Origin of the sequence: Kribbella rubisoli, from assembly GCF_004217145.1 — a bacterium.
In the GTDB taxonomy this organism is placed as follows: domain Bacteria; phylum Actinomycetota; class Actinomycetes; order Propionibacteriales; family Kribbellaceae; genus Kribbella; species Kribbella rubisoli.
The window spans coordinates 478,724-500,473 of sequence record NZ_SHKR01000012.1 but is presented as its reverse complement, the minus strand read 5'-3'; the positions used below and the strand labels follow the sequence as shown (position 1 = coordinate 500,473).

The following is a 21,750-nucleotide window of genomic DNA, read 5'->3' as shown; positions in this document are numbered from 1 at the left end:
GCCATGGAGACACCTGTGTACACCGCGGGTCTGTTCGACAACCGCACCACTACCGCGGCAATCACGCCCCTTCAGGCCTGTGGCGCAAACTACATCCGGAACAGCAACGTACTGCGGCTTCCGAGCGGACGTTGGCAGTATCTACCGGCCGGTGGATCGGAGCCGGTCACCGTCGAGGCGGACGACCCGGGCGCGTTGCGGCAGATCGCCGAATCGCGCGCCTGGTTGAAGCTGGGCACGGTGCCCGGCCTGCCCGGCCCCCAGCAGGATGCTGCGGCTCGCGCGCTGCTGTCGATGCGTGCACTACTACAACCCAACGGCGCGTCGACAGCAGCGTGGCACTCGATCTGGAAGTATTCGTGGCCGCGTGACTCCAGCTTCGTAGCGGCGGCGTTCGCGCACACCGGGCACTCGAGCGAGGCCTACCAGATCCTTACCTACAATGCGGCCACCCAGCGAGCCGACGGAACCTGGGAGGCTCGGACCAAGCTGGACGGGTCGGGTCCACCGGACGAACGAGAATGGCAACTCGACGGCAACGGTTGGGTGCCCTGGGCAACTTGGCAGTGGTACCAGACGGCCCCACTCGAGGATCGGCGGGCCCGACTTGCCGGCCTGTACCCGATGATCCAACGTGCCGCCGATTATGCCGCCGGCTCGCTGGATGCCGCCGGTCTACCGCCCGCATCGCCGGACTATTGGGAACTCGGCACCGAGACCGCGAACATCGGTACCGCGGCGCCACTGCTCAGCGGGCTGAACTCGGCGGTCGACCTCGCCAACGCGCTCGGACAATCCGTCGATGCCGCCCGGTGGACGATCGCGGCCGATCGCCTGTCGACCGCAATCAGCAAGTACTTCGCCCCGCTCGGATACCAGCGCACCGTCGATGGACTTCACGGATTCGACAGTGCTGCGGCCTTCATGGCGCCGCCGTTCAACGACGCCCCGGCCGACCTGCCCACCGCGCTCGATACGACGTACCACGCACTTGTGCGAGCCAACGGCGGCGTTGTCCCCGGCAACGATCCGGACTTCGACTGGGGCAATGTCACCTGGACCCCGAGCACCTCGTTCTTCGCTCTCGCCTGGGCAGGCCTCGCAGAAACCGGCAAGGCACAGGCGGCGCTCGACTGGCTCCTGTCCAAACGCAACCTCCTCGGCGAACTCCCCGAACTCGTCGACGGCGATGGCAACCCAGCCTCCACCGTGCCCTTGGCCTGGACCGCCTCCTTGCTCCTACTGACCCTCGTCCAACTCCAAACCCACACCATCAAAACCCCACCACCTGCCCACTGAAGCCACCAGCCCTGGGTTCAGCGGAGTTGGAAGCCTTGGGAGTGGAGGGCTTGGCGGAGGTGTTCGCGGCCGTTGAGGCCGGCGATTGTGCCGAAGCGGTTGGCGACTCGGTTGATCCAGCCTGTGGGTAGGCCGGCTGTGGTGTAGAACGCGTTGAGTACGGCCTCGTAGGTTTGGACGTGGGCGGCCTGCTGGTCGAGGTCGTACTGCTCGTGGTGAAGGACGGCGTCCTGTGGGAGGCGGGGCTTTACCGCGGTCTCGGCGAGGCGATCGGGGTGGCCGACGGTCAGGCCGAAGACCGGGAAGACGTGCGGCGGCAGGCCGAGCTCGGTCGCGATCTCGAGCGGGCGGTTCCGGATCGCCCCGACGAACACCGTCCCGAGACCGAGCGACTCGGCGGCCAGTGAGGCGTTCTGGGCCGCGAGTGCGACATCGACGAAGGCGAGCACGGCAGCCTCGACGAAGTCGGCTCCTTCGGCGGCGCCGGACGCAAGCTCGGTCGTCACCTGGCGCGCCCGCGCCAGATCGGCCAGCCAGACCAGGAACAGCGGCGCCTGCTCGATGAACTGCTGATCACCGGCGAGCGCGGCCAACCTGGTACGCCGTTCGTCGTCGCGGACGGCGACGACACTCCACAGCTGCAGGTTGCCGGAGGTCGGAGCCGATTGCGCTGCGGCGATCAAAGCCGTCAGCATGTCGTCGGAGACCGGATCCGGACGATAGCTGCGTACCGAACGGTGATCCAGCTGCCGCGCGATCACCTCCGACCACGCTGCGGGCGGCTCGAACGGCACCTCAACGCCGTACCTCAGTCCGAAGGGCGAGGTGGTCATCGTTCTCCTCGGGTCAGGACCGCTGTGCGGTGCCGTGGATGCCGTACTGATCGATGCGGGCGAGATCCTCGTCCGTCAGCGGCGGGAAGTCGAGCGCAGCGACGTTGTGATCCAGTTGGCCGGTGGAGCTCGCGCCGATCAGCGCGGTGGTGATCTCCGGCCGCCGCAGAACCCATTGCAGGGCCAGTTGAGCGAGTGACTGGCCGCGATCGTGGGCGATCTTGTTCAGCGCTGCGGCTCGCTCGCGGTAGACGTCGTCGAGCTGCTCCGGCTTCAGGAATGCGCTGGCGGCGGCGCGCGCGTCGGGCGGGACGGCGCCGTCCAGGTACTTGTCCGTCAACAGCCCTTGCGCCAAAGGGCTGTAGGCAACAAGCCCGAATCCCTCGGCCGACGCGAGGTCGAGCAGCCCGCTGGTCTCCGGAGTACGGTCGAAGATCGAGTACCGGGGCTGATGGACGAGCAACGGCACGCCGGCACTCCGCAGCAGCGCCGCCGCTTCGCGCGCACGATCGGTCGGGTAGTTCGACACGCCGACGTACAGCGCCTTGCCCTGCTGGACGGCACTCACCAGCGCACCGACGGTCTCGTCCAGCGGCGTCGAAGGATCGAAGCGGTGGTGATAGAAGATGTCGACGTACTCCGTGCCGAGGTCTCGCAGGCTGTGGTCGAGCGACGCGAGCAGCGACTTGCGTGATCCGCCCCGGAGATAGGGGCTCGGTCCGATCGGGTTGCCGGCCTTCGTGGTCAGGATCAGTTCATCCCGGTACGGCGCAAGGTCGGCACGCAGGACCCGCCCGAAGAACTGCTCGGCGGCCCGATGCGGTGGACCGTACCGGTTCGCGTTGTCGAAATGGGTGATACCGAGGTCGAACGCATGCAGCACGATCTCCCGCTGCCGCTCGAACGGGTAGTCGGCGCCGAACTTCTGCCACAACCCCAGCGACAGCGCCGGAAGCGCCAGCCCCGATCCACCGGCCCGCCGGTACTCGAGCCGCTGATATCGCTCGTCGTTCGCACGGTAGATCGTCACAGCCCGATTCTCCCCGAAGTCGACCAAGGGAGTGGACTATGTCCACGATGCGTGCGGTCAGCGGGGTGGGCGGAGTACTGCGAAGGGGTCCGTGACGGTGAGTTCGCGGGCAGCGAATTTGTAGACGGTTGCGGGGCGGCCGCCGCTCTGGCCGGGGCTGGAGCGGCGGGCGGTCGGATCGATGACATGGCGTCGGGTCAGGACGCGGGTGAGGTTGGTGGCGCCGAGCTCATAGCCGAGTGCTGCGCCGAACAGGTCGCGCAGCTCGGCGATCGTGAATTCCAGCGGAGCCAGCGCGAAGCCGATGTTCGTGTAGGACAGCTTCGCGCGCAGCCGCCCGACGGCGGCATCGATGAAGAAGTGATGGTCGAACGCGGTCTGCGGCAGGTCGTCGACCGGATGCCAGACCGTGTCGGACGGAAGCACCGGCCGTACGTCGGACGGAACCAGCCCGAGGTAGGCCGTCGCCAGTACGCGGGCCCGCGGATCGCGATCGATCGCACTATGGGTGGCCAGCTGTTCGAGGTGCGCTACGTCGCGAACGTCGACCTTCGTCGCGAGGTGCTTGGTGATGGCCTCGCGGAGCCGCTGCGTGGGCTCGACCCCGCCGCCCGGGAGGGCCCAGCGACCGCCGTACGGGTTCTGTGCGCGCTTCCACAGCAGGACGCACAACCTGCCGTCCCGGACCGACAGGACCACCGACAGCACCTCGTGCGGGTAGCTGGGGAAGTTAACCGGATCACCTTTCTTGGCTGCGAGCACGACGCCGATGGTAGCGTGCCAGTTAGTTATCGCCTCTGAAGCGAAAACATCACGGAAGGTCGGAGCAACAGATGCAACTGACAACGGAGACGGTCCGGACCGCGGTGACGGCCGCATTGGCCGAGGACCAGGCGGTGGACGACGTCACCACGCGATGGAGCGTCCCGGCCGAGCTGCAGGTCGAGGCGACGATAGTCGCCAAGCAGGCAGGTCGCGTGGCCGGCCTACCGCTCGTACAGGGCGTGTTCGCGGCGATCGATCCCACCGTCGAGGTGCGGCCGGCTGTCGCCGACGGCGATCAGGTCGTCCCGGGACAGCCGCTGGCATCGATCACTGGATCGGCTCGCTCGATCATCACCGGCGAGCGGGTGGCGCTGAACTTCGTCCAGCGGATGTCCGGTATCGCAACCCTCACGGCGGCCTTCGTGGCGGCGATCGGAGCGCGCCCGGTCCGGCTCCTCGACACCCGCAAGACCGCGCCCGGTCTCCGGGCCATGGACAAGTACGCCGTCAACTGCGGCGGCGGCACGAACCACAGGCTCGACCTGGCCGCGATGGTCCTCCTCAAGGAGAATCACCTCGCCGCGGCCGGCGGCGTCCTCCCCGCCGTGCGCCGGGTCCGGGACGGCATGACCGCGGAGGGCAGAGGCATGGCGATCGAGGTCGAGGTCACCACCGCGGAGGAAGCCCGCGAGGCGCTCGACTGCGAGGTCGAGTGGATCCTGCTGGACAACATGTCGGCCGATGACATGGCTCAGATCATCGAGTGGCGCGACAGTTCCGGGTCCAAGTCCCGACTCGAGGCCTCCGGCAACATCACGCTCGACACCGTCGCAGACGTCGCCGCCATCGGTATCGACGCCATGTCGGTCGGCGCCCTGACGCACTCCCCCACCGCCCTCGACATCAGCCTGCTGGTCGCGTCGGCATCCCCAGTTATCGCCTGTCAAGCGAAAATCTCCCGAGAGAAGGAACTGTTGTGACCGTTGGTACAGCAATCACCTGGCAGGACGAGGTACGCCGCCTCGCCCAGGAGCGCGACGCGGTGATCCTCGCCCACAACTACCAGGAGCCGGCGATCCAGGACGTCGCCGACCACGTCGGCGACTCACTCGCACTGTCGCGTATCGCTGCCGAAACGGATGCATCCACGATCGTGTTCTGTGGCGTGCACTTCATGGCGGAGACCGCCAAGCTTCTCAGCCCGGACAAGACCGTGCTGATCCCCACCGCTCAGGCGGGTTGCTCGCTGGCGGACACCATCGACGCCGACCAGCTACGGGCCTGGAAGGCCGAGCACCCGGACGCCGCGGTCGTTGCCTATGTCAACACCACCGCGGCGGTGAAGGCCGAGGCCGACGTCTGCTGTACGTCGTCCAACGCGGTCGAGGTGGTGAACTCGATCCCGGCGGATCAGCCGATCCTGTTCCTGCCCGACCAGTTCCTCGGCGCGCATGTCCGGCGCCAGACCGGCCGGGACAACATCGAGGTGTGGATGGGCGAGTGCCACGTACATGCCGGCATCAGCGCCGCCGACCTGCGCGCCCAGGTGGCGGCCGATCCCGAGGCCGAGGTCCTCGTCCACCCCGAGTGCGGCTGCGCGTCGTCGGCGATCTGGCTCGCCGGCGTCGGTGATCTGCCGGCCGAGCGGACCCACATCCTGTCGACCGCCGGCATGCTGGACACCGCTCGCAACCTGACCTCGAAGACGGCCCTGATCGCGACGGAGATCGGCATGCTCCACCAGCTTCGCAAGGTCAACCAGCGAACGAATTTCGTCCCGGTCAACCCGAAGGCCTCGTGCAAATTCATGAAGATGATCACCCCGGAGCTGCTGGTGCGATGCCTGCGGGAGGGCCGCGACGAGATCCAGCTGCCGCCCGAGGTCGTCGAGCGGGCCCGGCGTTCGGTCGAGCGGATGGTTGCCATCGGCAAGCCTGCGGGTGCTCGGTGACGCGCGCCGTGGACGTGGTCGTGATCGGCTCCGGTGTGGCGGGCCTGTCGACCGCGCTCGGTCTCGCGGCGACCCGCGACGTACTTCTGCTCAGCGCGGGCGACGGCAGTACGCCGTGGGCGCAGGGCGGCGTCTCGGCCGCGTACGGCGAGGACGATCCGCTGGACCACTGGCGCGACACGGACATCGCGGGGGCGGAATTCTGCGATCCCCGCAACGTCCGGGCGCTGGTCGAGGAAGGACCGCAGCGAGTCGCCGAGCTCATCGCTCACGGGGCTCGCTTCGACCGCAACGCCGACGGGTCGCTGTCGAGAACTCTGGAGGGCGGGCACAGCCGTCCCCGGATCGTGCACGCCGGCGGGGATGCCACCGGCGCCGAGGTTCATCGCGCGCTACGGATCGCCCTGCAGCGAACCGGCGTACGGACGATGAGCGGACGGACCGTCGGCCTGGTGCAGTCGGACTCCGGAAGCATCGTCGGCGTGCTCGTCCAGACGGACGGCCACGTCACGCAGATCGACGCGCGTGCCGTCGTACTGGCCACTGGCGGTATCGGCAACGCCTACCTGGCGAGCACCAATCCGTCGGCGGTGCGCGGTGACGGCATCGCCCTAGCGTTGCGAGCTGGCGCATCGCTGGTGGACATGGAGTTCGTCCAATTCCACCCGACCGCGCTCCACACCGGTGAGACGAGTGGTCAGCTGCCTCTGGTCACCGAGGCTGTCCGGGGCGAAGGCGCCGTACTGCTCGACGCCCACGGGAACAGGATCATGGACGGGTTGCACCCCCGAGCCGATCTGGCTCCGCGGGATGTTGTCGCACGGGCGATCGAGGCGACGATGCGCCGGGACGGAACCGACCACGTCTGGCTGGACGCGACAGGTGTCGCGCCCGACGTAATCCGGCGGCGATTCCCGACCGTACTGGCATCCTGCGCACGGATCGACGTCGACATGGTGTCCGAGCAGATCCCGGTGGCGCCCGCCGAACACTTCCTGTGCGGCGGCGTTCGGACCGATCGGAACGGTGCAACCGACGTACCAGGTCTGTATGCCGTCGGCGAAGTCGCCGCGACCGGCGTACATGGGGCCAACCGGCTCGCCTCCAACAGCCTGCTGGAGGGACTGGTCTTCGGACGGCGCGTCGCCACGGCACTCACGCTCGACCTGCCCGCGGTGGACCACGGTCGCACGCACGAGGTCTCGCCTGGCGAGGATCGCGAACCGGAGCGGATCCGCTCGATCCTGACCAGGTACGCCGGTATCCGTCGCGACGGCGCGAGCCTGAACGCCGCCGCGGACGAACTCGATGCCCTAGGCAACGGGCCGCTCGCGACGGTGGCGCGATCCGTCATCGTCGCGGCGACCGCCCGCCAGGACAGCCGCGGTTGCCACTGGCGCTCGGACCATCCCCACTCCGACAAGCGCTGGGACGACCACATCGTCGTACACCTCGACGCCGAAGACCGCCCGACCACCCGCCACCTTCAACGTTCGGAGGTCTGAGGATCGGCGGCCAGTGCGGAGAAGTGGTGGAGGTTGCCGTCGGCGGTGATGGTGAGTTCGTCGGCTGTTGGTGCGACGGCGGCCGCCATGAGGCCCTGACGGGTCGCGAGTTCGATGATCGGGCCGTCGAGGATGATGCGTACCGGTCCGCCGTCGTGTGGCATCGACCAGGATGCGTCGCCGACTCGGAGGGTCAGCTCGGTCGTCGCGGTGATCGTGGCGACGGGCTGGTCGCCGGAGGAGATCTCGAGGTCGGTCCCGGTCCAGCTCGCGTCGGCGGCGAGGCCCTGCGATGGCGGCCGGCGGTGCACCTCTAGGCCCGGATGTGGCGTCGCGACAAGCTGGTCGCCGTCGAGGTGCAGGACGTAGGGGATGCTGTGCGCGCCGGCCCATCCTGCCTTCTCGTCAGCGATGTGCCGCAGCCAGAACATGACACAGGCGCAGCCGTCGGAGTCCCGGAAGTACGACGGCGCATAGTGGCTGTCGCCGAACGTCAGCCGGCCCCACGTCGTCGCCTCGAACCTGCCTCCGCGATGGGAACCGATCGCATACGCGACGTAGTGCAGTACGTCGTCGTCCCAGACCGACGTGATCATCACGTGCCGGCCGTCGATCTCGACAAGCTGTGGGCACTCCCACACCGCACCGGTCCAGATCGGCTCACGCTGATCAGCCGGCCGCTGAGCCGCCACACCGTCGTACGTCCATTTCCGGAGGTCGTCGGACAGGTACGAGAGCGCCGCCGCAGACCCGTTCGCGAGGCCGGCACCGATCCACATCCGCCACTGCGCGCCGTCGCGGAAGACAAAGGGATCCCGGTAGGCGACGAGCTCGACGTCGGCCGGCGGCTCGGCAACCACCGCGCCCTTCCGCCAACTGATCCATCGGGTGTCGGCCGGCGTCGCGAGACGCACGCGTCCGATGGCGATCCCCGGTTGCTCGACGGAGGTGTACAAGATGCGGTCCTCACCCGCGTCATCAGTCACCAGACACCCGGTCCACACGCCGTCGTCGCCGTCTCCCGGCGCAATCGCAGTCGGCAAGGTCTCGAAGGAGAACAGATCTGGCGACAGTGCATGTCCCCAGCGGCAGTCAGGTGCCCACTCAAGACTGTCAGGAACATGTTGGTAGAAGAGGTGGTACTGGCCGTCGCGGTAGGTGATGCCGTGGGGGTCATTGATCCACCCGCGCGGCGCGGTGAAGTGAAATCGCGGACGCATGTCTGCCTTCTGTCGCAGGGATACCGCCGTCAACGGTTGATCTGGGCAACCGATTCGCGGAGGACGACCGGACAGGGCAGCCAGGTCGGATGGGTCGAGCGATACCACGACGTACTGCTGCTCTGGACGAGCCGAGTCAGCGTGGCAACCGCCCAGGCACCCATCTCGTAATGCGGCAGGGCGACCGTGGTCAGCGCCGGGTAGACGCTGGCTGCGATCGGCGCCTGATCGTCGAAGCCGACGATCGAGATGCCGTCAGGAATTCGCAGGCCGAGCTCCTGGGCCGCACGGTAGGCGCCCATCGCCATCCGGTCGTTGTAACAGAAGATCGCCGTCGGCCTGTCCTCGCGATCGAGCAGTTCGAGACTCGCCTCGTATCCTCCGGCCGCCTCCGAGACGCCCGACGCGATCAGCCGGTCGTCCCGTGGGATGCCTGCCTCCTCGAGGCCCCGCAGGTAGCCGACCAGGCGCCCCTGCGTGGCCGGGACTTCGATGCTCGAGTTCGCGAACGCGATGCGTCGATGCCCGGCGTCGACCAGCAGGGCGACGAGATCGGCCGCGCCACTGGCCTCGTCCGGCAGGACGGCGGGTACGACGCCCTGCCGGTCCAGGGCTCCTATCAACACTGCCGGCACGGCGCGCAACTCGCGCGGCACCGACACCTCGTGGTGGAACACCGTGGCGTAGATGATCCCGTCCACCTGACGCTCGATCAGGGCCCGGGCGTCGGCGCGGCGGGCGTCCGCGCCGGCGTCGAGATGGGAGTTGATGATCGCGAGCGTGAGGTTGTGCCGGCTCGCCTCTTCCTGCGCGCCGAGGATGATCCGACCGGCGTGCGGGGTGGTCGCGATCTCCTCGGTGAGCAGCCCGATCATGTCCGACGTACGGGTTCGCAGGCCGCGGGCGAGCCGGTTCGGGGTGTAGCCGAGGTCCCGCGCGATCGATCGCACCCGGTCCCGGGTCGCCTCGCTCGTCCGGGTATGTGGAGTCTCGTTGAGCACGTGCGAGACCGTCGTGACGGACACGCCCGCGGCGCGTGCGACATCCCGGATGCCCACCTTCGGCACGACCACATCCTCGTCTGGCATTACTCGTCCCACAGTCCGTGTTCCGGCCATCGTCGCGGCAGCCGTTCCTCGACCGGAGGCAGATCGGCATGCGGGGCATGCTCGCCCAACTGGTACCAGTAAGCGACGCTGGAGTAGTCGTTGCCCTGGTCGTTGGCGTGTCCGTGCTCGATCGACACCCGCAGGCTCTGCTCGAACCGGACCGGGTCCTCGATGTGCCAGCGGAACATGCTCCACAGGCCGAAGTGCTCCTGCGGGCTCGCACCGAGGGTGATGCCGTGGTACGGCCCGGCGTACTCACCGCTCGGGAATCCCCAGGCAGCGCCGAAGTAGTCCTCCGTGCCGGTCCCGTGCAACGACGGCGGCCACACCTCCCCGTCGATGAAGAACATGTCGTCGCCCTCCCCCGGCCAGGAGAACACCTGGTTGGAGGCGTCGAAGTTGTCGATGCTGAGCACGCAGCCAACGTAGTGCCCCGTGCCGGTCGCATCGAGAATCACGTAGTTGTCGTCACCGGTCAGGTTCGTCCCCGGCAGGTCCCACGGCGCCGGGTTCTCGAGCTCGGTGGTGTGCCGTACGGCGGTTGCCGGCTTCTCCTGCCGGTAGTACGCGTGGAAGCGGGCCACGTCGTCCGGGATCGGCTGTTCGCTGAGCTCGTAATCGACGTAGTAGAAGAGGTTCTCGATCGGCTGATCGCTCTCGTTCCGGATCTGGATCTTCGCGTGGCTGCCGAACGGCATCGGGAAGTAGCTGTTCATCGCGGCCGCGAACGGCCCCTTGGGACCACGCCGAGGCCCGAACACGGCGTTCAGCGGAAGGGAGATGTAGTGCTTCGCGACCGCGTGCCCGACACCGAAGAAGTCGCCGAGCGGCGCGCGTACGCTCGGGTTCTCCTCCCCGTCCCAGAACATCTCGATCACGAGCTTGCGCAGGTACTTCTCCGAATAGCAGCGGGTCGTGAGCCAGATGTGCTCGATCCGCCCGGCGCCGGCGATGTCGGCGATCACGAAGGTCTCGCCCGCGGGCACCACCGCGAAGTCCCGGTTGCCGCCGCTACGGTCCCAGCTGGACTCGCGCCGCGACCGGCCGGATTTCACATGGGCCAGGCCGCCGAGCGGGCTGTTGGGTTGCCAGAATTCCATATCTTCTCCATCTTTCTCAGAAGCGGTGAGTGGTGTCAGCCCTTGACGGCGCCGAGGGTCAGGCCGGCGACGATGTGTCGCTGGAGCGCGAGGGTGAGCAGGATGACGGGGACGGAGTACACCGCCGAGAGCGCGGTCATGCCGCCCCAGTCCAGGCCGAACTGGGTCTGGAAGTTGGCGATCACGATCGGCGTGGTCTGCGCCCGGACCGACGTGAGCAGGAGCGCGAACAGGAACTCGTTCCAGGACGCGAGGAACGCGAAGATGGCCGTGACCGCCAAGCCGCCGGAAACCACCGGCAGGACGACGTGCCGGAATGCCTGCAGCCGATCGCTGCCGTCGACCTTGGCGGCCTCTTCCAGCTCGATGGGAACCGCCTCGAAGAAGCTCGACATCAGCCAGATCGACAGCGGTAGCGAGATCGTGGTGTGGGCGATCGCCAATCCGATCGTGGTGTCGGAGATGCCGAGCCGCCGCATCGTCTCGACCAGCGGCGCCCCGACGGCGATCGTCGGCACCATCCGGGTCACCAGCGCCGCGACCACGAAGATCCGCCCGCTCGGCGTTCGGAAGCGGGTGATCGCGTACGCCGCGGGCACCCCGAGCGCGAGCGAGAACGCCGTACTGAGAACTGCGGTCGCGACGCTGTTGATCAGCGCTGGTACGACGCCTTCCTTGCTGAGCGCGGCGACGTAGTTGTCCAGCGTCCACTGCGACGGCAACACCTGGGGCGGTACGGCGATCGCGTCGAGCGGCGTCTTGAACGACGTCAGCAGCAGGTAGACGAACGGGAAGCCATACAGCACGAGCACAGCGGCGAGCGCGGCCCAGAGGATGATGCGCGTCGGGCGGCGGCGGGTTTCGAGGCCGTTCATGCCTCATCACCTCCGGGCCGCCAGATCGCGAAGATCGCGACAGCGGCGACCGCGAGCATCACGATCAGATACACGGTGCCCATCGCGCTCGCCAGACCTGGATCCCCGTTGCGCGTCATCGTGCGGTAGATCAGCAGGCTCAGGGTCGTCGTACTGTCCTGTGGCCCACCGTTCGTCTGGATCAGGATGATGTCGAACGCCCGGGCCGCATCGATACCGCGAACGATCAGCGCTACTGCGATCACCGGCCGCAGCAGCGGCAGGATGATCCGGAACAGCAGCGTCGGGAACCGCACACCGTCGATGCGAGCGGCCTCGATGACATCACCCGGCACGTTCTGCAGGCCCGCGAACAGGACCAGCGTGATGAACGAGGTGGTCAGCCAGATGTCGGGCATCGCTACCGAGAACAACGCGATCCTCGGGTTGCTCAGCCAGCCGATCTGGTCCGTGCTGTGCAACAGTCCGATCCGCCGCAGCAGCTCGTTGAGGATGCCGAAGTTGTCGATGAGCAGGAACCGCCACAGCAGGCCGGCGACCACCGGGGCGACCATCAGCGGGTACATGAAGACGGTACGGAACACCGCCGACCGGCTGCCGAGCGCTGCGAAGACCAGCGCCACGGCAAGCCCGAAGGTGAACTCGAGCGCGACCACGATGACCGTGTAGACGATCGTCCGCAGCGCCGCTCCTTGGAACGCCGGCGAACTGAACGCGGTCGCGAAGTTCTCGAAACCCACGAACTTCCGTGGGCCGCCCGCCATCGGCGAGATCTCGTAGAACGCGTTCGAGACGAATCTGAGCAGTGGCCACGCCACGAACGCGGCGAGGAACAATGCGGCCGGCGCGATCAGTACGAGCGCGAACCGGCGGTCGGTGAGGCGCACAGGAGTGTCCTTCGGGGTCGCAGGTACGGCGGTCTACTTGACGATGGCTTGGATCTGGGCCTTCGCCTGTTTCAGTAGTGCCGCGTTGTCCGCGCCCTTCACGACCGCCTTCTGCAGCATCGGCGTCAGCACGCTCGTGACGATCTGCTGCCACTTCGACGTGGCCGGCCGCGCGATCGTCGCGGGAGACTTCAGCGTCGTGAGGATCGCCGGGTAGTTCTCGTGCCCGGCGACACCGGCCTGCGACTCGAACGCCGAGATCCGCGATACCAGGCCCAACGAGGTCTTGATCGAGAGGTCGTTGTGCTCGTAGGCGAAGGCGACGAACTTCTTGGCCTCGGCCTGCTTATCGGTTGCCTTCGGCACCGAGAGGTACCAGGCGCCCGGTACGCCGGCGATGCCGCCGGGCCCCGCGATCATCGGAGCGACACCGATCTTGCCCTTCACCGCGGCGTTGGCCGGGGTCTGGGTGTAGGCGTGTCCCCAGAAGCGCATCATCGCGAGCTTGCCCTGGTAGAAGAGGTTCTGCGATCCGGCCCAGTCGAGCTGGGCGGCGCCGGGCGGTGCATAGGGCAACAAGCTGGTGTAGAAGTTCAACGCTGCCAGGTGATCGGCGTCGTCGATCGTGACATCGCCGCTCTTCGGGTCCAGAACCATCGTCTTCTCGCCGGTCTGCGACACCGTGGCCAGCCACTCCGTCTCGACCGCACCCTTCACATCGGTGCCGTACAGATCGGTCTGGCCGTCGCCGTTCGTGTCGCGGGTGAAGAACTGGGCCACGTCCTGGTACTGCTTCCATGTCGTCGGCGGCACGAGCGGATACCCGTACTTCGCCTGGAAGGCGGCCTTCTCCTTCGGGTCGCCGAACAGGTCGGTCCGGTAGTAGAGAATCTCGGAGTTCGTCCAGACCGGCATCCCGACGTACGACCCGCCGACCTGTGCCTCGGTCACCAGGCCCGGGAACAGATCGCGCTTCACGTCGTCGGTGAACAGGTCGTCGAGCGGTGAGACACCGGCCGAGAAGGCGCTCAACCAGATCGCGTCGAGCGCCGCGACGTCGAACGACGTCTTGCCGGAGCCGAGCTCGGTCTGGATCCGGTCGTAGAGACCGTCGTAAGGCAGTTCGACCAGTTCGACCGTCGTCCCGGTCTGCTTCTGGTAGAGATCGGCGATCGGCTGGAGCTCGGCCTTGCCGCCGCCCTCCACCAGGACCGTGAGCTTGCCGGCGGGACCCGCCGAGCTCCCACCGGCACCGCAGCCGGCGATGGCAAGAATCAAACTCGTGGCGACGGCAATGCCGGCCATCGCGGTCCGGAGACGACCGCTCGTGCTGCGAAGCTTCATGCTCCGACTCCGTTCAAGGCTTGTGATTAAACGTTTTGGCAAAACGTCTTGGCAGCAGTGTTCGACAGCCGGAGCCGCGCGGTCAACGCCAAACTTCTGCCAAACAGCTGCCAAAACTTTTGGCAGCGCGGACGACCTTGCCGCCGGTTGGCGGCGGTTCTACCTTCGGATCAATTCCGCTCTGCCAAAACCTTTTGGCAACCTCTCGAAGGAGCCGCCATGACCTCCTCCACCCCGCCAGATGCTCGTGTGTCGCGCCGGGTCTTCCTGGCAGCCGCGGCCGCCGTGAGCGCCGCCGGCTATCTCCAGATCCCCAGCGCGCCGGCGGCCACTGCCGCCACTGCCGCCACGGTCGTGGCCTCGGAGCCGCGACCGCACAACACCCTCCTCGGCCTGCTCTGACCGCACACCCACGAAAAGAGACGACGATGCCCTCGACGATCTACGACGTCACCACCTGGACCATCTCCGGCAGCCCATCGACCACCGCCTACACCGACATCGGCGCGATCGTGAACAGCATCATCTCCGATATCAAGACGAACCAGCCGACGCAGGCCTCCAAGCCCGGAGCGGTCATCTACATCCCGCCCGGCGACTACTCGCTCAAGACGCGCATCGTCATCGACATCAGCTACCTGCAGATCAAGGGATCCGGGCACGGCTTCACCTCGTCGAGCATCCGGTACAACTCCGGCGACACCTCCGGCTGGCACGAGATCTGGCCGGGCGGCAGCCGGATCCGGGTGGAGAACACCGACGGGAACGCCGAGGCGATCCTGATCAGCCGCAGCGGCGACCCCCGGCTCAGCTCGATCGAACTGCTGGACTTCTGTCTGGACGGCCTGTCGTTCACGCCGAACCAGAACAGCTACCTCAACGGCAAGATCGGGATCCGGTCGACCACCGCCACCGACTCGCTGCGGATCCGGGGCCTGGGGATGATCTACCTGGAGCGCGGGATTGTGATCACCGACGCCGACGCGCTGCACATCCAGGGCAACTTCCTCTGCGAGAACGGCAACTGCATCGAGCTCGTCGGCTCCGGACAGGCCAGCATGGTCAACGACAACATGATCGGCGCGGGCTATGTCGGCTTCTCGATCTACGCCGAGAACCACTTCGGCCTGATTGTCTCCGGCAACAACATCTTCCCCCGCGGCAAGAGCTCGATCCATCTGAAGAACAGCACGAACAACAACCTCAGCGCGAATCGCCTGCACGCGTTCTATTCGGGGATGATCCAGCTCGAGGGCGCCTGCCACAACAACCTGATCGGGTCGAACCACTTCCTCCGGGTCCCCGAATCGTTCCCGGCGATGACCGGCTTCAGCAACGGGCTCGACGACCTGTTCGGGCTGGTGCAGCTCAACGGCAGCGGCAACACCGTGGTCGGCAATCACTTCTCGTTCGACGTACCGTCCGCGAACATCACGCCGTCCGGAGCGACCCCGACGATGGTCCTGGTGAAGTCGGGGAGCAACAACTACGTCGCAACCAACCACACGGCCGCGAACGTCGCCGTACACACGGTCGTGCTGGACGGGTCGACCGTCAACACGAAGGTCCTCGACTGCGGCAGCACCGCGGAGTTCCAGGCTCTGAGCGGAGCGACGTACGGCTTCCGAGCCACGCCATGACCCGGGTCGCCGCGTTCCTGGCCTGGGTGCTTGTATTCATCGGTCTCACGGCGGTCCCAGCGGCAGTGGCCGGTTCACCGTCGGACTATCCGGAGTATCCGTACGCCGCCACCGACTACACCGAGCCGTACCGCGGCCAGTTCCACTTCAGCCCGCAGAACGGATTCATGAACGACATCAACGCCCCGCTGTATTACCGCGGTGTGTATCACCTCTTCTTCCAGCACAACCCGCACGGGCTCGGCTGGGACGCGGCGGTGCACTGGGGGCACGCGACGAGTACAGACCTGGTGCACTGGACGCAGCAACCGATCACGCTCGAACCGGGTGTCCAGAGCGGAACCCTCTGGTCGGGCTCGGGCTGGGTCGACGTGAACAACGTGACCGGCCTGAAAGTCGGGTCCGACGACCCGATCCTGCTGTTCACCAACACCGACGGCGTGAGCATCGCGTACTCGACCGACGGTGCGAAGACCTTCCAGATGTACAACGGCGGAGCGAAGGTCATCACCGATCCGGTCGAGAGCCGCGACCCGAAGGTCCAGTGGGACCCAGACCACAATCGCTGGGAGCTGGTCACGTTCCGCGCCGGGACCGGCGCCGCCTTCTACACCTCGACCAATCTGCTCGACTGGACGTACCGCGGCGCCTACTCGGCCAGCTGGTTCGTCGAATGTCCCGACCTCTACCAACTGCCGGTCGATGGGAACTCCGCTTCGAAGAAATGGGTTCTCCAGGATGCGAGCGGCGAGTACGTCATCGGCTCACTCGACGCGAACGGTCTGTTCGTCGCGGACTCGACGACCCAGCAGCGGATGGAGTGGGGCGTCTCCGGTGCGGCCTTCCCGCCGTCCACCTGGTACGCACCGCAGACCTTCAACCAGCTGCCGAACGGCCGGGTCGTCCAGATGGCCTGGCAGCCGAGCAACGCCGGCGTGACCTGGACCGGCAACGCGTCCTTCCCGGTCGAGCTCGCGCTGAAGACCTATCCGGAGGGCATCCGCATCACGCGCAATCCGGTCAGCGAGATCTCGACCATCCGCACGTCGTCCCAGGCCTGGGGAACACGCACGATCACGACGGATCCGTCGACCGACCCACTCAGCGGTGTCTCGGCCGACACCTACGAGATCAGTGCCCAGTTCGATCTCAGCGGCGTCACTGCGTCGGAGTTCGGATTCCGGCTGCACGCACGCTCGGACGGGACGAGCGATCGCACAGTTGCGTACTCCGTCGCGGCTCAGACCCTCTACGGGGCGTCGATGCCGCCGATCTCGAACCAGGTCACGATCAGGATGCTGGTGGACCGCGGGCAGCTCGAGGTCTTCGGCAATGGCGGGAAGACCGTCGTCAGCGACAACGTCGCCTTCGACTCCTCGTCCGGGAGCCTCGGGATCCGGCTGTACGCCGTGGGTGGCGCCGTCACGCTGACCTCGCTCAGCTTCTCCCCGATCGGGTCGACCTGGACCCCCGCCCCGGAAGGCACAGCTCCGGCCGGCGCGATCGTCTCGACCACACGGCAGGACATGTGCGTCGACCGCGATGTTGCCACTGGCAACGTCCAGCTGTGGACCTGCCTGCAGAACGGCAATCAGACCTGGAATCTCAACAGCCTCGGAGAGCTCACGACCGGAGGCGTCTGCCTGGAGGTACCTTCCGGTCAGACGGCGAACCTCACCTTGGTCCACGTCGCGACCTGCTCCGGCAACAGCAATCAGAAGTGGAGACAAGGAAACTTCGGCTCCCTGATCAACCTGGCCTCCGGCCGCTGCCTCGACCTGCCCGAGGCCGACTTCACCAACGGCCGCCAACTACAGATCTACGACTGCGTCGGCACCCGCAACCAAAGCTGGGTCGACCCTGCTTGAACTGAGTAGTTGTACAGATTCGACGTGCCGGCGGTCGGCGGGAGGCTGCCGGTATGTCGACGTTCTGGGTGTTGACGGTGCCGTGGAACTTGTCGTTTCAGGCGCATGCGCTGATTCACGAGATTCGGACGAGTCGGGCGCGGGGTATCGACGTACCGGCCGAGCGGGAGCCGGAGGCGCGGCGGATCGCGGTTCGGATGCGATGGTTCGCGATCGGGGCGCATCTGGTGTCGGCGGGAATCGTCGCCCTCATCACGTTTGTGTCGGGCGGCGCAATCGGGTACTACCTCGCCGCGCTCTACCTGGTCAGCACGTTCTTCCGGCCGGCCGGAGCGTACTTCGCGTATCTGCGCGACCGGATGACCAGCATGCTGCGCGACGTCAAGCATCCCCGCGACGACCTGGTCGAGACACTTCGCCGCCTCGAAGCCCTCACGGCCGACCTCGACGTACTGAACGACGAATCCGCCGAACAGAGCCGCCGCCTCGCCCGTCTTGAGCAGGGCCTCGCCGCCGCCGACACTGTCGCCACTACCCGCGACAAGGCCTTGCACGCCAAGGTCGACGCCCATGCCCGGCAGTTCGAGCACTCCCTCACCCGCCTCACCGACAACCAGGAAGTCATCGCCGGGCTGAAGGCCTTCCTCAGGCTGGTTCGCGATGAACCAGCCTGAGGTCCTGACCTATGAGTTCCAGATCTGGAGTTCGGAGAGTTGGGCGGCCGGCCAGCCGCTGTTGGCGGTGAAGTTCAGACGGACGTAGCGCTGGGTGGTCGGGGCGAAGGTGATGGTTGCGGTGTTGTTGCTGGGGGCAAGTGAGTAGGTCGCCGACGGGACGATGGTGGTGAAGCTGGTGCCGTTGGTGCTGCCAACGACGGACAGCGTCTCGGTGCGGGCGCCCCATCCAGCCGGTAGTTGCAGCACGATCCGGCCGGCACTGACGGCGGAGCCGAGGTCCACCTGGACCCATTGCGGGAAGGCGTTGTTCGCGCTCTCCCAGTACGTCGACTGGTTGCCGTCGGTCACGTTGCTCGACGGATAGACATCGTTGTGGCTGGACTCGCTGGTGGGCTTGCCCGCGGCGAGGTTGGTGTTGGTCGCACCGGCGCCCGTACCGGACAGCGCGACAGTGTTGCTGTTGACCGTCAGCGTGCCGGTGCGAGTACCGGCGGCGGTCGGGCGGAAGGTGACATTGACCGTGCAGGACCCGCCGACCGCGAGCGTCGAGCAGTTGTTGGTCTGGCTGTAGTCACCGCTGATGCCGACGTTGATCGAGCTAGCGACCGTGCCTGTATTGGTCACCGTGACCGGCTGCGCCGCGCTGTCGGTGTTGAGCGCTTGCGAGGCGAAGGTGAGCGAGGACGGGCTGGTGGTGAGCCCCGGAGCCGCTCCACCGCTCGGGTACACCTCGAACTCCGACACCTGCCCGGCCGGCCAGCCGCTGTTCGCGGTGATGTTGACCCGCACATACCGTGCATTCGTGGCCGGCACGGTGATGTTCACGACGTTCGTCGGCGAAGTGAAGGTGTACGTCGCCGACCCGACGGCTGTGCTGAACGACGACCCATCGGTGCTCGTCTGGACCGACAGCGTCTGCGTCCGAGTGCCCCACGCCCCTGACGGCGGCAGCTTCAGCGTCACCTTGCCGATGCTGTGCGCCGTACCGAGGTCGACCTGCAACCACTGCGGGAAAGCGTTGTTGGCACTCTCCCAGTAGGTGTTCCCGTCGCCGTCGGTCGCCGTGGCAGGGGTCTGGGTGCCGTTGACCTGGCTGCTGGCCGACGCCAGCTTCCCGCGCGCGAGGTTGGTATCGGTCCCGATGCCGTTGCCTGTCAGGGAAATCGACGTCGGGCTGTTGTTCGCATTGCTGGTCACCGTCACAGCGCCGGTACGCGATCCGGACGCGGTTGGCCGGAAGGTGGCCGTGACCGTGCAGGATGCGCCGACGGCGAGCGTCGAGCAGTTGTTCGTCTGGCTGAAGTCGCCCGTAGCGCTCACGCCCGAGACGGTCGCAGACGTCGTACCCGAGTTGGTCACCGTGACGGTCTGAGCCGACGAGGAACTGCCGACCTGGGTGTCCGGGAAGGACAGGCTGCCTGGGTTCGCGTTGAGGATCGGACCGGGTGCGACGCCGGTGCCTGAGAGCGGGACGGTGTTCGTGATGCCGGATGCGTTGACCGTCAGGTTGCCGGTCCGGCTGCCGGCCGCCGTCGGGTGGAAGGTGACGTTGACCGTGCACGAGGCGCCGGCCGCGATGCTCGAGCCGCAGTTGTTGGTCTGACTGAAGTCACCGCTGGTCGCGACCGAGCTGACCGGCGCGGCCGCGGTACCGCTGTTGGTGACCGTGACGGCTTGCGGTGAGCTCGCCCCGCCGGTCGCGACAGAGCCGAAGCTGAGCGCGGTCGGGCTGATCGAGATCTGCGAGCCGTTGTCCGGCAGGTACGGCGGGAATGCCGGCGACGTGAGATTCTGGCACTGCACCGGAGCGAAGATCCCGGAGTTGCCGCCGCCGTCGGTCAGGGTGAAACCGACGCCGCAGCTGTAGATCGGTCCCGGCGCCTGGGTGCCGGTGGCGGTGCTGTTGGTGATGGTCGCCGAGCCGCCGACCTGCTCCTGGACAACCCAGGTCCCGGTGTTCTGGATCGTCGCGTTGTTGATGTGGACGTTGCTGATGTTCGAGCCCGAGACGAACTGGATCGCCTCGTACGGGCTCTGCTGGATCAGGATGTTGTCGACGTTGGTCAGGCCGGACATCGCACCGTCGCGGGCGTCGAACCACAAGGCGCCGACGCCGAACTGCCAGTTCGGGTCCAGGCTCCCGGAGCGGATGATCGTGTTCCGCAGTACGTCGGTGCGCCCCAGCGTCGTCGAGCCGAACCGCTGGGCGACGTGGATGCCGCCGCCTTGGGTGAGGCCGGCGTCGATCACGCGGTTGTCGGTGACGAAGTTGTCGTGGCCGCCGTAGATGGCGATGCCGTTGGCAAGAATCGGGTACTGCACGGTGTTGTGGTCGAACGAGTCGTTCGCGTCGGCGTTCTGCTCGGCCCAGGTCGCCAGGCCGTCGTCGCCGAGGTTGCGCAGGTCGCTGTTGGTGACCTTGGAGTTGGTGACGCCGTTGTGGAAGTTCACGCCGTCGGCCGTCACGTTGCGGATCCGCATGCCGTTGAAGACCAGGTTGGTGAACGGGCCGTCCATCCAGGCGCCGACCTTCTCGTGCTCGATCCACACCCGGTCCACGGTGGAGTTGTTCAGCGCGCCGCCGATGCCGTTCACCTGTGCGCCGTCGTTACGCTCCTGGACGTCGCCGAAGATGGCGAAGTCCGACAGGTGTACGCCGCTGCTCGCGTTCGGCGCGTAGTTGCCGTAGAAGCCCGGCGCCGCACCCACGACCGTCGAGCGCCACATTCCCGCGCCCTTGAACGTGATGTTGTTCAGGATCAGGTGACCCGGGATCTTGAACGTGCCCTCCGGAATCCACACGGTCCCGCCGGCCCCGGCCTGGGTCATCGCCGCGTTGAACGCCGCGGTGGAGTCCGCCGCGCCGGTCGGGTCCGCGCCCGTGCTGGTCACGGACACCGAGCCCGCCGGCTGGCTCAGTGCGCCTGCGACATTCTCGAAGTCGGCAAAGTCGATCGTGTACGACGAAGCGGTGTCCTCGGCGTCGACCTGCAGCCGGAACTTCGTGCCGGCCGGATAGGTGGTCGGGAACAGCCGGTGCACCTCGTCGTAGAAGTGGTGCGGGTTGCTCCCCGGCTGGTTCGTGAACGGATAGCCGCCGTAGTACCAGCTGTAGGCGTTGGTCAGGGTGAAGTTGGGCTGCTTGGTGCCGTTGACGTACAGGGACAACTGCGGCGTGTAGACCGAGCCCGAGCCGGTGTCCGGGATGCTGTAGCGGAAGACGATCGAGTTCGTCGCCGCGGGCGTCGTGAACTCGACGAACTTCCCGCTCCCCTGCAACGTGACGGCCTTCCGGTACGACGCCTCGGCCGCCAGCGTGTTGTACGCCGCGCTCGGGCCGATCACCGTCCCGTTCGTGGACGCGTTCTCGGCCTGTACTTCGACGTACGGCAGCGTGGCGCCGACACCGCCGGACGCCGCGGCCCACGCGGGCGTCGATCCGAGGACGGCAAGACTCGCGGCGACCAGCGCACCGCAGACCGAGAGCACGCCGGCTCTCCAGGATTTCAATGACCGGAACATGCGCGACTCACTCTCAACGGGGCGGTTTGCGCCAGACCGTAACCCCGTAGACACGTACGCGCAATATCTCGATCGATTATTGCAAGAAGTAGACGATGAGCGGTTCGGGGATTCTATGTATCTGG

18 protein-coding genes are annotated in these 21,750 nt (G+C 66.9%); 8 read left to right on the top strand and 10 right to left on the bottom strand.

Annotated elements, in window-relative coordinates:
• The first annotated feature begins 3 nt into the window (after nt 1-3).
• Nucleotides 4-1,299: a glycoside hydrolase family 15 protein gene (locus EV645_RS16575; protein WP_130444679.1), complete on the top strand. Its 1,296-nt coding sequence runs from the start codon at nt 4-6 to the stop codon at nt 1,297-1,299.
• A gap of 17 nt (nt 1,300-1,316) precedes the next feature.
• Here the strand turns inward: EV645_RS16575 and EV645_RS16570 are convergent, their stop codons facing one another.
• The 3 genes from EV645_RS16570 to EV645_RS16560 are packed head-to-tail and all read right to left on the bottom strand — an operon-like array spanning nt 1,317 to nt 3,924.
• The gene (locus EV645_RS16570; RefSeq protein ID WP_130444677.1) at nt 1,317-2,132 is read right to left on the bottom strand and encodes an NADPH-dependent oxidoreductase; all 816 of its coding nucleotides are present in this window, start codon (nt 2,130-2,132) and stop codon (nt 1,317-1,319) included.
• Between the two features lie 13 nt (nt 2,133-2,145).
• Nucleotides 2,146-3,162 (bottom strand): aldo/keto reductase, encoded by a 1,017-nt coding sequence (locus EV645_RS16565; RefSeq protein WP_130444675.1) that lies wholly within the window; start codon nt 3,160-3,162, stop codon nt 2,146-2,148.
• 57 nt (nt 3,163-3,219) lie between these two features.
• Nucleotides 3,220-3,924 carry an NUDIX hydrolase gene (locus tag EV645_RS16560; protein WP_242000461.1) on the bottom strand — a complete coding sequence of 235 codons (705 nt, stop codon included), beginning with the start codon at nt 3,922-3,924 and terminating at the stop codon, nt 3,220-3,222.
• A 71-nt stretch (nt 3,925-3,995) separates the two neighbouring features.
• Here EV645_RS16560 and nadC point away from each other — a divergent pair, with 71 nt between their 5' ends.
• Genes nadC through nadB form a run of 3 tightly spaced genes read left to right on the top strand, consistent with a single transcriptional unit; the run spans nt 3,996 to nt 7,383 of the window.
• Nucleotides 3,996-4,907, top strand: coding sequence for a carboxylating nicotinate-nucleotide diphosphorylase (nadC, locus tag EV645_RS16555; RefSeq protein ID WP_130444671.1), 912 nt, complete (start codon nt 3,996-3,998; stop codon nt 4,905-4,907).
• Nucleotides 4,904-5,878, top strand: a complete 975-nt coding sequence (nadA, locus tag EV645_RS16550; RefSeq protein ID WP_198681657.1) for a quinolinate synthase NadA — start codon at nt 4,904-4,906, stop codon at nt 5,876-5,878. The genes nadC and nadA overlap by 4 nt, the downstream gene beginning before the upstream one ends.
• Nucleotides 5,875-7,383 carry an L-aspartate oxidase gene (nadB, locus tag EV645_RS16545; RefSeq protein WP_242000460.1) on the top strand — a complete coding sequence of 503 codons (1,509 nt, stop codon included), beginning with the start codon at nt 5,875-5,877 and terminating at the stop codon, nt 7,381-7,383. Before nadA ends, nadB begins: the two co-directional genes overlap by 4 nt.
• Here nadB and EV645_RS16540 read toward each other — a convergent pair.
• From EV645_RS16540 to EV645_RS16515, 6 genes are read right to left on the bottom strand one after another with little or no spacing between them, the layout of a single operon-like run.
• A complete protein-coding gene (locus tag EV645_RS16540) occupies nt 7,365-8,603 on the bottom strand; it encodes a glycoside hydrolase family 32 protein (protein ID WP_130444667.1) in 1,239 nt (412 codons plus the stop codon). The genes nadB and EV645_RS16540 overlap by 19 nt on opposite strands.
• A gap of 29 nt (nt 8,604-8,632) precedes the next feature.
• On the bottom strand, nt 8,633-9,691 hold the full coding sequence (locus EV645_RS16535) for a LacI family DNA-binding transcriptional regulator (protein ID WP_198681656.1): 1,059 nt from the start codon (nt 9,689-9,691) through the stop codon (nt 8,633-8,635).
• Entirely contained in the window at nt 9,691-10,812 is a 1,122-nt protein-coding gene (locus tag EV645_RS16530; RefSeq protein WP_130444665.1) for a glycoside hydrolase family 172 protein, read from the bottom strand. Before EV645_RS16530 ends, EV645_RS16535 begins: the two co-directional genes overlap by 1 nt.
• 35 nt (nt 10,813-10,847) lie before the next feature.
• Nucleotides 10,848-11,687 (bottom strand): carbohydrate ABC transporter permease, encoded by an 840-nt coding sequence (locus EV645_RS16525; protein ID WP_130444663.1) that lies wholly within the window; start codon nt 11,685-11,687, stop codon nt 10,848-10,850.
• Nucleotides 11,684-12,574, bottom strand: coding sequence for a carbohydrate ABC transporter permease (locus tag EV645_RS16520; RefSeq protein ID WP_130444661.1), 891 nt, complete (start codon nt 12,572-12,574; stop codon nt 11,684-11,686). Before EV645_RS16520 ends, EV645_RS16525 begins: the two co-directional genes overlap by 4 nt.
• 33 nt (nt 12,575-12,607) lie before the next feature.
• Entirely contained in the window at nt 12,608-13,918 is a 1,311-nt protein-coding gene (locus tag EV645_RS16515; RefSeq protein ID WP_130444659.1) for an ABC transporter substrate-binding protein, read from the bottom strand.
• Between the two features lie 219 nt (nt 13,919-14,137).
• Between EV645_RS16515 and EV645_RS16510 the strand changes: the two genes are divergently transcribed.
• Genes EV645_RS16510 through EV645_RS16495 form a run of 4 tightly spaced genes read left to right on the top strand, consistent with a single transcriptional unit; the run spans nt 14,138 to nt 18,100 of the window.
• Complete coding sequence (locus EV645_RS16510; RefSeq protein ID WP_130444657.1) at nt 14,138-14,320, top strand: hypothetical protein; 183 nt, start codon at nt 14,138-14,140, stop codon at nt 14,318-14,320.
• Nucleotides 14,321-14,346: 26 nt separating this feature from the next.
• Nucleotides 14,347-15,558 carry a NosD domain-containing protein gene (locus tag EV645_RS16505; protein WP_130444655.1) on the top strand — a complete coding sequence of 404 codons (1,212 nt, stop codon included), beginning with the start codon at nt 14,347-14,349 and terminating at the stop codon, nt 15,556-15,558.
• On the top strand, nt 15,555-17,426 hold the full coding sequence (locus tag EV645_RS16500) for a ricin-type beta-trefoil lectin domain protein (RefSeq protein ID WP_130444653.1): 1,872 nt from the start codon (nt 15,555-15,557) through the stop codon (nt 17,424-17,426). The genes EV645_RS16505 and EV645_RS16500 overlap by 4 nt, the downstream gene beginning before the upstream one ends.
• A gap of 53 nt (nt 17,427-17,479) precedes the next feature.
• Entirely contained in the window at nt 17,480-18,100 is a 621-nt protein-coding gene (locus tag EV645_RS16495; RefSeq protein WP_130444651.1) for a hypothetical protein, read from the top strand.
• Nucleotides 18,101-18,109: 9 nt separating this feature from the next.
• Here the strand turns inward: EV645_RS16495 and EV645_RS16490 are convergent, their stop codons facing one another.
• Nucleotides 18,110-21,613, bottom strand: coding sequence for a choice-of-anchor D domain-containing protein (locus tag EV645_RS16490; protein WP_198681655.1), 3,504 nt, complete (start codon nt 21,611-21,613; stop codon nt 18,110-18,112).
• Nucleotides 21,614-21,750 lie beyond the last annotated feature (137 nt).